Source organism: Arthrobacter sp. PTI12, assembly GCF_056679915.1.
In genome coordinates this window covers 2,593,055-2,605,316 of record NZ_CM155256.1, presented here as the reverse complement: position 1 = coordinate 2,605,316, position 12,262 = coordinate 2,593,055, and the positions used below count along the sequence as shown (strand labels likewise).

Annotated in this window: 10 protein-coding genes and 1 other RNA gene; 10 read left to right on the top strand and 1 reads right to left on the bottom strand. The window is 62.1% G+C overall.

Annotated elements, in window-relative coordinates:
- The first annotated feature begins 84 nt into the window (after positions 1-84).
- From smpB to AC1MBU_RS12450, 5 genes are all read left to right on the top strand, one after another.
- A complete protein-coding gene (gene smpB / locus AC1MBU_RS12470; RefSeq protein WP_277357906.1) occupies positions 85-558 on the top strand; it encodes an SsrA-binding protein SmpB in 474 nt (157 codons plus the stop codon).
- Positions 555-926: a hypothetical protein gene (locus AC1MBU_RS12465; RefSeq protein ID WP_277357905.1), complete on the top strand. Its 372-nt coding sequence runs from the start codon at positions 555-557 to the stop codon at positions 924-926. The genes smpB and AC1MBU_RS12465 overlap by 4 nt, the downstream gene beginning before the upstream one ends.
- 118 nt (positions 927-1,044) lie before the next feature.
- Positions 1,045-1,412, top strand: a transfer-messenger RNA (tmRNA) gene (gene ssrA, locus AC1MBU_RS12460).
- Between the two features lie 118 nt (positions 1,413-1,530).
- Entirely contained in the window at positions 1,531-3,765 is a 2,235-nt protein-coding gene (locus AC1MBU_RS12455) for a S8 family serine peptidase (RefSeq protein WP_346028081.1), read from the top strand.
- A gap of 47 nt (positions 3,766-3,812) precedes the next feature.
- Entirely contained in the window at positions 3,813-4,037 is a 225-nt protein-coding gene (locus AC1MBU_RS12450) for a hypothetical protein (protein ID WP_277357903.1), read from the top strand.
- Between the two features lies 1 nt (position 4,038).
- Here the strand turns inward: AC1MBU_RS12450 and AC1MBU_RS12445 are convergent, their stop codons facing one another.
- Entirely contained in the window at positions 4,039-5,178 is a 1,140-nt protein-coding gene (locus tag AC1MBU_RS12445; RefSeq protein WP_346028082.1) for an ROK family transcriptional regulator, read from the bottom strand.
- Between the two features lie 130 nt (positions 5,179-5,308).
- On the opposite strand from AC1MBU_RS12445, the gene AC1MBU_RS12440 reads away from it, so the two are divergent.
- Genes AC1MBU_RS12440 through AC1MBU_RS12420 form a run of 5 tightly spaced genes read left to right on the top strand, consistent with a single transcriptional unit; the run spans position 5,309 to position 12,230 of the window.
- Positions 5,309-7,450 carry an alpha-galactosidase gene (locus AC1MBU_RS12440; protein ID WP_479787326.1) on the top strand — a complete coding sequence of 714 codons (2,142 nt, stop codon included), beginning with the start codon at positions 5,309-5,311 and terminating at the stop codon, positions 7,448-7,450.
- Positions 7,451-7,460: 10 nt separating this feature from the next.
- Positions 7,461-8,729 carry an ABC transporter substrate-binding protein gene (locus AC1MBU_RS12435; RefSeq protein ID WP_479787324.1) on the top strand — a complete coding sequence of 423 codons (1,269 nt, stop codon included), beginning with the start codon at positions 7,461-7,463 and terminating at the stop codon, positions 8,727-8,729.
- The gene (locus AC1MBU_RS12430) at positions 8,726-9,616 is read left to right on the top strand and encodes a carbohydrate ABC transporter permease (protein WP_277357899.1); all 891 of its coding nucleotides are present in this window, start codon (positions 8,726-8,728) and stop codon (positions 9,614-9,616) included. Before AC1MBU_RS12435 ends, AC1MBU_RS12430 begins: the two co-directional genes overlap by 4 nt.
- A complete protein-coding gene (locus tag AC1MBU_RS12425) occupies positions 9,616-10,509 on the top strand; it encodes a carbohydrate ABC transporter permease (protein ID WP_479787323.1) in 894 nt (297 codons plus the stop codon). The genes AC1MBU_RS12430 and AC1MBU_RS12425 overlap by 1 nt, the downstream gene beginning before the upstream one ends.
- Positions 10,506-12,230, top strand: a complete 1,725-nt coding sequence (locus AC1MBU_RS12420; RefSeq protein WP_479787322.1) for an alpha-glucosidase — start codon at positions 10,506-10,508, stop codon at positions 12,228-12,230. Before AC1MBU_RS12425 ends, AC1MBU_RS12420 begins: the two co-directional genes overlap by 4 nt.
- Positions 12,231-12,262 lie beyond the last annotated feature (32 nt).

Below are 12,262 nucleotides of genomic sequence, written 5' to 3'. Positions count from 1 at the left end.
GCAGGTCCGGCCCAACGCCGTAGACTAGGACGCGTTGTTCGCCTTCAGTCTTGAAGCGCACCGCACTATTGAAGGAGTTGAACCGTGCCCAAGGAAAGTGGCCGTCAGGTAGTGGCCACCAATCGGAAGGCCCGGCACGACTACCAGGTGCTGGACACCTATGAAGCAGGAATTGCCCTCCAAGGTACCGAGGTGAAGTCACTCAGGGCCGGCCGGGCGTCCCTGGTTGACGGGTTCGCCATCTTCTACAATGACGAGCTCTGGCTCGAGGGAATCCACATCCCCGAATACACGCAGGGCAGCTGGACCAACCATGCTGCACGCCGGCGTCGTAAGCTCCTTCTGCACCGCGAAGAGCTCACAAAGATCTCCCACAAGATCCGCGAGAGCGGATACACCATCGTGCCTTTGCAGCTGTACTTCCTCAACGGACGCGCGAAGGTGGAGATCGGTATTGCTCGCGGTAAGCGGGAGTATGACAAGCGCCAGACGCTGCGTGAGCAGCAGGACAGCCGCGAAGCGCAGCGCGCCATGCGGGAACGGAACCTAGGGGCATGAGCGATGTCTTCTGGGATGCCCAGGAACCCGACGAGGCCGAGGAAGAGTCCGAGCTCAAGTACAAGCGCCCCTGGTGGGTGACGGTCGGAGCCATCGTGAACCTGCTGTTGCTGTTCGCCGTAGTTCCCGCTGGGTTCCTGTCGCTGATTCCGTTCTTCTTCCTGATTTACGTGTATTTTGCACAGATCCTCGTGTGGATCTCTCCGATCCTGATCCTGCTCAACATGGCCGTATTTTGGTGGAGCTTCCGTCGCAAGCAGGCAGCGACGACGGCGCTGGCGGCTCTGGGGTTGGCGTTCGTGGCCGTTTCCTTCGTTGTCCTGATGCTGTGGCAGGCGCAGATCGTCATCCTTGGAATCAGGTTCTAGCATCCGCTGCCGGTTTTCGGGACTTCCGGAATGATTCGGGAAGTGGTTGCGTTAGACTAGGTATCCCGGAGCAACCCGGGGAGACAGCGAGTAGAATGGCTGCTTGAAAATTGAACATGGGGATGACAGGTTTCGACGATGTTAGTCGCGACAGGTGAAGCGGGCCGAGGATACAGAGTTATCTCGTAAACGCTCTCTGTAAAACAATAAGTGCCGAACAAAAGCGCACTGACTTCGCTCTCGCTGCCTAAGCAGCCGAGCTAGTCCGTCAGCCCGGGTATGCTCTCGACCCGGATCCTGGCGTCATTTAGAGGGCCACTGCTCTTGGTTTTCGTTGCAGGAACCAAGGGGACTCTTATGCAACTGAGCTTGGCAGCCACTTGTTTGCATGATGGCTGGAGCTGAGAAAAACCGACGCAAACTGCGCCCGGAGAAGCCCTGACTACACTGCATCGGACGCGGGTTCAATTCCCGCCATCTCCACTGACTAAGCCCCGGTTCGCCGGGGCTTTTTCTCTGCCTTTCGCAGCATTCAGTCCTGCTGATCGGAAAGATATCCACAGGTTCGTCACGGCAGGCGGCGTGTTTCTGTACGTTTGACCTCATGCCGTCCCGCTTCACAACCGCCTGGATTCATATGCCTTTCCTGCGCTCCGGCTCTCGCGCTCTTCTTCCCGCCGCGATGACGACGGCCATCGCCTGCTCCCTGCTGGTCGCGCCGTCGGCCGGAGCTTCGCCTATCCCGGCGAAGGTCCTCCCCGATGAGGTCGTGGCGGCCCCCGCCACGGCAGGATCGGAGGCGACGGCATCCACCGGGCGCTTCATCATCACCTTCGAGGACGGCCCCGCTGCGGTGCAAGGCGCCAAGGCGAACGCGTTTGGTCGCCTGGCGAAGGATCTCGGCCTGTCCGTCAGGGAGGTCCGCGAGACGGCGGACGGCGCCGTGGTGGTCAAAGCCGATGGTGAAGTATCAACCGTGGCTGCGGACGGCGTTGTCGCGGCACTTAACGAACTGCCAGGCATTGTGCATGTCCAGGAGGATGTGCTCATGCGGCCGCTCGCCGGGGTCAACGATCCCGGCTTCAGGGACCAGTGGAACCTTTTCGGCGAGCCGGCAGGCCTTCGTGTCCCGGCTGCGTGGGACCGGTCAACCGGGGCCGGTCAGACAATCGCAATCCTGGACACCGGAATCACCCCTCACACTGATTTGGACGCTAACGTGCTGCCCGGCTATGACTTCGTTGCGGATCCGGCAATCGCCGTTGACGGCAACACAGGGCGTGATGCCGACCCTAGCGATCCCGGCGATGCCTGTCTGGACCCGGAACCTGGCGCGGAACCCACCGAATCATCCTGGCACGGCACGCATGTGGCAGGTATCGCGGCCGCAATGGGTAACAACAGCAAGGGAATGGCAGGGGTGGCCTATAGGGCCAAACTCCTTCCTCTGCGTGTAATGGGAGCCTGCGGAGGGCTCCTCAGCGACACCGCTGATGCCATCAGATGGGCGGTGGGCGGCACGGTCGCCTGGACCGAGAACGGAATCTCGCACACGCTTCCGGCGAACCCTCACCCCGCCAGGGTCGTCAACATGAGCCTGGGAGCAGAGGAAGTATGCAGCCCGTATCTGCAGCAGGCTATTGACTTCGCGGTGCAGCAGGGGTCCGTCATCATCGCCGCTGCGGGCAATGAATCCCAGCCCGCAACCAACGTGATGCCCGCGAACTGCCACAACGTGATCACCGTCGGCGCTACTAGTCGAGCCGGCAACCACGCCAGCTACAGCAACTTCGGCCCGGAGGTGGACTTCAGTGCGCCAGGCGGAGACGGCAGCACCGGAGCTGAAAATATCCTCTCCACCATGAACAGCGGAAGGACAGCACCGGTGGCCGAGGCCTACGGGTACATGCAGGGAACGTCCATGGCTGCACCGCATGTTGCCGGCGTCGCAGCGCTCATGCTTTCGGTCAACCCGGCGTTGAGCCCGGAAGACATCGAACGAATCCTCGCTGATTCCACCCGGCCGCTGACCCGCGCCTGCGCCAACGGCTGCGGCACCGGTACCGTCGACGCCAACGCGGCCGTCTGGTGGGCGGCAGGTTTCCCGCCGTCTATCCGTGGTACTGCCGATGTCGTCGCTGCTGATGCTGCGGGCACACTCTGGAACTATCCATCGAACGGAAAGGGCGGATTCGCCCAGCGGGCAAGGATCGGCAGCGGGTGGTCCGCGCTGAAGAATGGCTTCGTCACTGATTGGAATCAGGACGGGGTGCTTGACCTGGTTGCGCAGTGGAAGGATGGGCGGCTGACGCACTATGCCGGAATAACCAGCGGAGGCTTCCAGCCGGCGCAGACAATCGGCAACGGCTGGGGCAGCTACTTTGTGACGGTCGGCAAGTGGCGCTCCGGAGATCGGTATCCGGGCATCGTTGCCTACGATCCGCAGGGCGCACTGTGGCACTACCCGAACCCGTCAGGCGGCGTGCTCGGCCCGCGGACGCGCATCGGTACCGGTTGGAATGGTCTTTACCTGACCATGACTGATTTCGACGGCGACTCCCGCATGGACATCCTCGCGAAGAAGGCTGACGGAAAGCTCATTCAGTACCGTTCCAACGGGACAGGTCAGTTCCTGTCGGAATCCCGCAGGACAATCGGCACGGGGTGGCGGAGTGTCAACTCCATGGGCTCCCTCCCCGGGTTCGACCAGTCCGGCGGGCAGGCCTTGATGACCCGGCTCACCGACGGCCGGCTCGCCTACTATCCCTTCGCCGCCGGCCGCTGGGCGGCCCGATCGATTGTCGGATCCGGCTGGAGCGACTACAACCTATTCCGCTGATTCGGCACACGAACCACCTCAAGGACCCGCGAACGTACACTGAACACATGAGTTCGGTGAACGGCCGCCCGTCGTGGCTGCCCCCGCTTCCGCCTCCGCACCGCGGCCGTGCGCTGATCGCGGTGGGTCTGGTGCTAGTCATCGCGACATTTATTTACATCTTCATCATGAGCTACGTCGGTGGAACGCACACGCTATACACGCTGCTGCCGTTGGCAACCGGACTGATCTGCCTCATCGTAGGCCTCACCAGACGAAACGAGGGGCGCTAGGTCAGCGTCTCGGGCCCAGGATCGAGCTCTGGATTGCCACCGCTGCGGCGCCTCGAGCCCACTGGCCGAAGTCGGTCGGTTCACGTGTCAGGTGCACCGGCGCTGCCTCGGGGTCCCGGTGTTCGTGGACTGACGCCCTGATCTCCTCGGCTGCAATATCGGCGAGAGCCGCGCCCTCGCCGGACAGGACCACGAGATTCACCATGGTGAGGTTGGCTACCGCAGCAATGAGGACACCAAGGGCAGTGCCCGCGTTCTTCACCACCAGCGCGGCGAGCCTTTCTCCGCTTCGCGCCCGTTGCAGGACCTCTTCGTAGGTGCATTCCTCCTCGGTGGCCATCCGCACCTGGCCACTGATGGCCGCCATGGTGAGCACAGCCCCAGCGCATCCACGGTGACCCTCCCTGCACAGTGGGCCGGCGGAGTCCACAGGGTAATGCCCGACGAGGCCGAGCCCGGCATCAACGGGGGCAATGACCCTGTCATTGATCACCAGGCCGTAGCCCACGCCCGCCCCCACCGTAAGTACCGCAAAGTTGCTGATACCCCTGCCCGCCCCGAACCATTGCTCACCCACGGTGAGGGCAACGACGTCGTTCTCCACGGTGACCGGGATGCCGGTTCGCTCCTGAACCAGGGAACCGAGCGGTACATCGCGCCACTGCAGAAAGGGTGCCCGCAGGACCGTGCCGTCGTCGCTGACCTTGCCGCCGATGCTGATCCCGATGCCGTCCGCCACCTGGCCGTCGTTCAGCCTGCCGACCACGGAGACAATCGCTTCAACGACGTCGGAGACAGCGTGGCTGACAAGCGGTTCCTCGGCAGCGGCAACTGTCTGGCACCGCAGGTCCGTTGCCACGCCGGAAGCGGCGGTACCGGTGAGTTTGATGCCGATGAACCGGTGCGTGCCGCCGGGCACCTCAAGTGGCCTGGTGGGACGGCCGACTCCGCCTTCAATTACTTCGCGGCCCTCCTGCAGGATCCCGGCTTCGATCAACGGCTTACTCAGGCGGGTCAGGCTCGCCACAGAGAGGCCAAGACGCCGTGACAATTCGCCGCGGGACAGCGGACCGCCGATCAGGACCTCCCTGGCAAGCAGACGGGAGGGGCTGTCAGGAGAGAGGGACGCGACCACGTTCATGAGCGTACCTTTCACCGGAGAGTAGTTTCCATAACGAAAATATAATCGTTGTTTCTGGATCTGTCACACGCGGATTCGGCGCACAATGTGATGATTGACACTTACTTAGTTCTACGGTAAAAATTATTGCATGCATTCACCACGCCCTATCCATCTCGCCCGCGGCGGCACCAGCGTCGTCGTCGACACCTCCACCGCCGGCCTGCCGTCCATCCTGTACTGGGGGCCGGCGCTCGGTGAGTGCCCGGCTGCCGAACTGGCGGCGCTTGCCTCGGCCTCCGTTCCGCAGCGGGTATCCGGAAGTATTGACACCCCTGCCCGCCTCACGCTGATTCCTCAGGAGTCTTACGGCTGGCAGGGCACCGCTGGGTTCACCGGGCAACGCGGCAGCGGATTCCTGACCCCTGCCTTCCAGGTGACGGACCTGACCGCCGGCGAAAACGAACTCACCATCACGGCGAACGACGACGACGCCGGCCTCGCCCTGAAAATACAGCTCACCCTTACGGACGCAGGGCTTCTCCGCCAGCGGCTTGCCGTGACAAACACTGGAACGGAGGAGTATGAGGTGCGTTCCCTCCTCGCCTTTTTTCCCCTTCCCGACAGTGCGCAGGAAGTCCTCGACCACACCGGGCGCCATCTGCGCGAACGATCGCCCCAGCGCCACAACCTCACCACCGGCTCTTATCACCGCGAGAGCAGGCGCGGCCGCCCCGGCGCAGACGCAACCCTGCTCGTTGCAGCGGGGGAGAGAGCATTTGGTTTCGAACGCGGGCGCGTGCATGCCGTGCATACGGCCTGGAGCGGGAACCACCAGTACATTGTGGAGCAGACGCCGTCCGGTGATCGATTCCTCGCGTGCGGTGAGCTCCTGCTGCCCCAGGAGATGTCGTTGGCTCCCGGTGCCACCTATGCGGCCCCGGATGCATTCGGTTCCTGGGGCGATGGGCTCAATGAACTTGCATCCCGCTTCCACACCGAGTTCCGCGGCCGGCCGGAACACCCCGACCGGCCGCGGCCGGTCACGCTCAATACCTGGGAAGCCGTTTACTTCGATCACAACCTTCCCACTCTGAAGGCACTTGCAGACAGGGCTGCCCAGGCGGGCATCGAACGCTATGTGCTCGACGACGGCTGGTTCAGCGGACGCCGCGATGACACCGCGGGTCTGGGGGACTGGTTCATCGATGAAACAGTGTGGCCCGATGGCCTTACCCCGCTGATCGATCACGTGCGCTCCCTGGGGATGGAGTTCGGGCTCTGGTTCGAACCGGAGATGGTGAACCCGGACTCGAAGCTTGCCCGCAATCACCCGGAGTGGATCATCCAGACGCCGGGCCGACTGCCGGTCGCCGCCCGCCAGCAGCAGGTGCTCAACCTGTCGATCCCGGAGGCGTACGACTACATCCTGACCTGCATCGATGATGTGCTCAGAACCAATGACATCGCCTATATCAAGTGGGACCATAACCGCGACCTGCTGGAAGCCGCAGACGCGACGAGCGGTGCCGCCGTCGTCCATTCCAATGTGGAGGCCGTCTATCGACTCATGGCCGAGCTGAAGGAACGTCACCCGGGGCTGGAGATCGAGTCCTGCGCCTCAGGCGGCGCACGCGTGGACATGGGGATCCTGCGTCACACCGACCGCATCTGGACGAGCGACTGCATCGACCCCATCGAACGGCTGGTCAACCAGAAACACACTGGGCTCCTGGTTCCGCCTGAGCTGACGGGCATGCATGTGGGCGGTCCCCGATCCCATTCGACCGGGCGCACGCACACCCTCTCATTTCGTGCAGCTACAGCGATCTTCGGTCACTTCGGCGTGGAATGGGACATCTCCAACCTCACGGCCGAAGAACTTGGCCGGCTCGGTTCCTGGATCGACCTCCACAAACGCTGGCGGGACGTCCTCCACACGGGGACGACCGTGCACGCGGATCTCCCGGACCCGTCAATGGACCTGCGCGGCGTTGTTGCGAGCGACAAGCAAAGCGCCCTGTACGGCTACTCGCTCACGGGCTCAAGCGCATCCTACCCACCCGGCCGAATCACCTTTCCCGGCCTTGATCCCATGACGACCTACAGCATCACACCGGCTGCTTTCGACTACGAGGACCAGGGCCAATCCGGCCTTGCCTGGGTCGAAGCCGCCCGCAATGGCTCACCCCTTGCTATGAGCGGCCGGCTTCTGGGCGCACTCGGCGTCCAGGCGCCGGTACTTTTCCCCGAACAGTCCGTTCTCATCGAAGTCCGACACCACACATCCTAAGGAGAGATTCGTGAAGCATTCCGCTACACGAAGGAAACTGGCGGCGGCTGCGGCCCTGGCGGCGCTGACGCTGTCCGGCTGCACTCCCGCCAGCGGGAACGACGACGTCGTCACCCTCGATTTCTTTCAGTTCAAACCCGAGGCGGTGGGCAACTTCGAGGACATCATCGCCGATTTCGAAGCTGCCAACCCCGATATCGACGTAGTCCAGAACCACGTCCCGGACGCCGACACGGCAATTCGCACGCTGCTGGTCAAGAACAAGACCCCGGACGTGCTGACGCTGAACGCAAACGGGAACTATGGGCTGCTCGCCGAGGCCTGCGTCTTCGCCGATCTGACGGACATGCCCTCTGCTCAGACGGTCCTTCCCGCGGTGCAGGACATCGTGCAGGAGCTCGGAAGCTGCGACGGCTCGGAGATCAACGCGCTGCCCTTCGCGAACAATGCAAGCGGGATCATCTACAACAAGGACATCTTCGAGGAGTACGGTGCCGAGGTGCCGGGAACGTGGGATGAACTGGTGGCGCTCGCCGACATGTTCGAGGCAAACGGTGTTACCCCGTTCTACACAACGCTGAAGGACGGGTGGACCGTAAGCCCCGCCTTCGTCAACCTCGGCGGGGCCCTCCAACCGGAGGGTTTCTACGATGCGCTGCGGCAGGACGAGACTTCATTCTCTGCTGAGTACGAAGAAGCCATGGAGAAGGTTTCAAAACTGTTCTCCTACAGTCAGGAAAACTCGCCCAGCCGGGACTACAACGCAGGGAACGCAGCCTTCGCCAACGGGGAATCCGCCATGTACCTGCAGGGCAGCTACGCCATACCGCCCATCCGAGCCGCGAACCCCGACGTCAACGTCGGTACGTTTCCGTACCCGGCCACCAACGATCCGCAGGACACGGTCGTGGTCTCAGGTGTCGACGTCGGACTTTCAATTGGACGGGACACTGAGCATCCGGAAGAAGCGCGCCGCTTCGTCGAGTTCATGATGTCACCTGACATCGTCGAACGGTATTCGGAAGCGCAAAGCACGTTCTCGCCGCTGAGTGAAAGCCCCTCCAACACGGATCCCGCCCTCGAAGGATTGGCCCCGTACTTCGAGAGCGGCCGAATCATCGGATTCATCGACCACCAGATCCCGCCCAGCCTTCCACTGCCCGCCTACCTCCAGGAATTCATCCTCAGCGGAAACACCGAGAGCTTCCTCGCGAGGATGGACAACGAATGGGACAAGATTGCCGAGCGCACCATCACCCGTGAGGAGGCACGCTCATGAGCGTTCCCACCCTGTCCCGGCCCGCGAAGAAGCTGCCACGCGCTTTCTACATCATGGTGCTGCCGGCCTTCGCGCTGTTCCTGATTTTTCACACCGTACCGGTGCTGACCGGCATCTACTACAGCTTCACCAACTACGCAGGCTACGGCGAGTGGTCCTTCATCGGACTCAGCAACTACATCAATTTGTTCCGTGACGAACGGATCCTGAACGCCTACGGATTCACCTTCCTGTTCGCCATCGTCTCCACCATCGCAGTGAACATCATCGCTCTGTCGGTGGCCATGGCGTTGAACAGCCGGATCAAGTTCAAGACGGGATTCCGCGGAATCTTCTTCATTCCGAACATCCTCTCGATCCTGATCGTCGGGTATGTCTTCAACTACCTTTTCTCCAACTCCGTGCCGGCCATCGCCGAAGCGCTCGGAATCAATGCGCTCACGAGCAGCATCCTGGCCAGCGGGGATACGGCGTGGATCGGTGTCGTCATCCTCTCGGTCTGGCAGGCGGCGGCCTTCAACATCATCATCTACCTGGCCGGCCTCCAGACCATTCCCGGTGAGCTCTACGAAGCGGCGTCGCTTGACGGCGCCTCGGCCTGGAAGCAGTTCAGCACCATCACCTTCCCGCTGATCGGTGCGTTCTTCACCATCAACATGGTCCTGTCGCTGAAGAACTTCCTGCAGGTCTTCGACCAGATCATCTCCCTGACAGGAGGCGGACCGGGCACCTCCACGGAGTCGATTTCCGTGCTCATCTACCGGGGTGGATTCCAGGGCGGCGAATACGGATACCAGACCGCCAACGCAGTGATCTACCTGTTTGTCATCATTGCTATCTCGTTCATCCAGCTGCGCATCCTGCAGCGTAGGGAGGCCTCGTTCTAATGACTGCAACTGCCTACTCCGCCGAGCGAAGTGCCCTCGGGAATAACGACCGAGATTCACGCGTCCACCGTCCCGATCGGCGTCAGATCAACTGGTGGCTGACCGCGCTGGTTTCCGTGCTCTCGCTGACGATCTTCATTCCGCTCTATTTCACGGTGGTGACGGCCCTGAAGACTCCCGATGAGCTGGGCGGTTCCGGATTCGGGTTGCCCGGCACTCCGGCCTGGAGCAACTTCGCCGAAGCCTGGACCCTCACCGACTTCCCGCATGCGCTGATGAACAGCGCGCTGATCACGGTGGGGGCAGTGCTGCTGACCCTACTCACCAACTCCATGGTGGCCTATTCGATTGCCCGCAACATGCACCGGAAGCTCTTCAAGGGGCTGTACTTCTACTTCATCGCAGCGCTCTTTGTACCCTTCCCGATTATCATGCTTCCCGTCGTGAAGGAGACTGCGCTGCTCGGGCTGGACAATCAGCTCGGCCTGATCCTGCTTTATACGGTGTACGGCCTCTCCTTCAATATCTTCGTCTACGTCGCGTACATTCGGTCCATCCCGATGGAGCTCGAGGAAGCGGCGATCACCGACGGCGCCAGCACCTGGACGGTCTTCTGGAAGGTCATCTTTCCGCTTCTTGGTCCGATGAACGCCACGGTCGGAATTCTCACCTGCCTGTGGGCCTGGAACGACTTCATGCTGCCGTTGGTCATTCTTTCCGACCCGTCGGCTCAAACCCTGCCGCTGGCCCAGTACGTCTTCCAGGGCCAGTTCAACACCAACTATTCCGTTGCGTTCGCTTCCTACCTGATGGCCATGGCGCCACTGCTTCTGGTGTACCTTTTCGCACAGCGATGGGTTATCTCCGGTGTGATGAGAGGATCAACCAAATGAGCACCACCAACAGTCCTGAAACCGAACCCGCCTGGTGGACCGGCGCCGTCGTCTATCAGGTGTACCCCCGCAGCTTCGCCGACTCCAACGGAGACGGAATCGGGGACCTTGGCGGGATCATCAGCAAACTCGACCATCTCGCGGAACTCGGCGTGGACGTCCTGTGGCTTTCCCCGATCTACTCCTCGCCGCAGCACGACAACGGTTATGACATCAGCGATTACCGCCGAATCGACCCGACCTTCGGCACGCTCGAGCAATTCGACGAGCTCCTTGAGGGCGTGCACCGGCGCGGGATGAAGCTGGTGATGGATCTCGTAGTAAACCACACATCGAACGAGCACCCGTGGTTCGTTGAATCGGCGTCGTCGACCGACAATCCCAAGCGGGACTGGTACTGGTGGCGGGACGCACGGGAGGGCTTTGACACGGGGGAGAAGGGCGCCGAGCCGAGCAATTGGGGCTCGGCGTTCAGCGGTCCGGCCTGGACACTGGATCCCGCCACGAACCAGTACTATTTGCACCTCTTCGCACCCGAGCAGCCGGACCTGAACTGGGAGAACCCGGAGGTACGCCAGGCTGTCTACGAGATGATGAACTGGTGGGTCGACCGGGGAGTGGACGGTTTCCGGATGGACGTCATCAACTTCATCTCCAAGGACCCTGCGCTGCCGGACGGCCCGGTGCAGCCCGGGAAACTGTGGGGCGACGGCTCCCAGTATTTCGTGTCCGGACCCCGCATCCACGACTATCTGCAGGAAATGCACCGCGAGGTTTTCGAGGGGCGGAAAGCCGAGCTCATCACGGTCGGCGAGATGCCAGGTGTCACCATCGACGAGGCGAAGCTCTTCACTGATCCTGCCCGCAGCGAGGTCGACATGGTTTTCCAGTTCGAGCACGTCGGCCTCGATCATGGGCCAGGCGGCAAGTGGGACTACAAGGGACTGGACCTTCGTGATCTCAAGACCTCATGGAACCGCTGGCAGAAGGGACTGGCCGGTACAGGCTGGAACAGCCTGTACCTGAACAATCACGACCAACCGCGCCTGGTTTCCCGGTTCGGCAATGACGAGGCTTTTCGCTACGAATCCGCCACCCTGTGGGCGGCGCTGCTTCACCTGCACCGCGGGACGCCGTATGTCTACCAGGGCGAGGAAATCGGTATGACCAACGCTCCGTTCGAGAGCGTCGAGGATTTCCGTGACATCGAGTCGATCAACCACTTCTATGAGGCCACAGGTCCGTTGGGCCACAAACCGGCGGAAGTGCTGCGAAACCTGCGCATCATGAGCCGGGACAATGCCCGCACGCCCGTGCAGTGGACGGCGGGGGAGCAGGCAGGCTTCACAAGCGGTACGCCCTGGATTGCGGTCAACCCGAATTATCCGACGGTCAATGCGGACACGGACCGCGCAGCCGACCAATCGGTCTTCCGGTTCTACCAGCAGCTCATCGAACTCCGGCACAAGGACGAGGTAGTCCGTCTCGGCGAGTTTGTGATGCTCGCTGAAGACCATCCCACCCTCTACGCCTTCACCCGTACGCTGGGCGGCGGGTCGCTCCTCATTGTCGGCAACGTCTCGGGTGACACGCTGAGCCTCCCCGACGACGCAGAGCTAGCGGATCAGGTCAGCGGCGGAACACTGATCCTCGGCAATTACGGCGACGAACCCACGCCTGAGCTTCGACCCTGGGAAGTGCGGATCCTCCGCACTGCGTGATCGGCGTTGATTCGGCAGGACACGCCCCTAAT

Bases quoted from the DNA above. Each gene is read 5' to 3' on its own strand.
- AC1MBU_RS12420 (WP_479787322.1), top strand. From the start codon at position 10,506: ATGAGCACCACCAACAGTCCTGAAACCGAACCCGCCTGGTGGACCGGC.
- AC1MBU_RS12445 (WP_346028082.1), bottom strand. From the start codon at position 5,178: ATGAACGTGGTCGCGTCCCTCTCTCCTGACAGCCCCTCCCGTCTGCTT.
- AC1MBU_RS12440 (WP_479787326.1), top strand. From the start codon at position 5,309: ATGCATTCACCACGCCCTATCCATCTCGCCCGCGGCGGCACCAGCGTC.
- AC1MBU_RS12465 (WP_277357905.1), top strand. From the start codon at position 555: ATGAGCGATGTCTTCTGGGATGCCCAGGAACCCGACGAGGCCGAGGAA.
- AC1MBU_RS12455 (WP_346028081.1), top strand. From the start codon at position 1,531: ATGCCGTCCCGCTTCACAACCGCCTGGATTCATATGCCTTTCCTGCGC.
- AC1MBU_RS12450 (WP_277357903.1), top strand. From the start codon at position 3,813: ATGAGTTCGGTGAACGGCCGCCCGTCGTGGCTGCCCCCGCTTCCGCCT.
- AC1MBU_RS12430 (WP_277357899.1), top strand. From the start codon at position 8,726: ATGAGCGTTCCCACCCTGTCCCGGCCCGCGAAGAAGCTGCCACGCGCT.
- AC1MBU_RS12425 (WP_479787323.1), top strand. From the start codon at position 9,616: ATGACTGCAACTGCCTACTCCGCCGAGCGAAGTGCCCTCGGGAATAAC.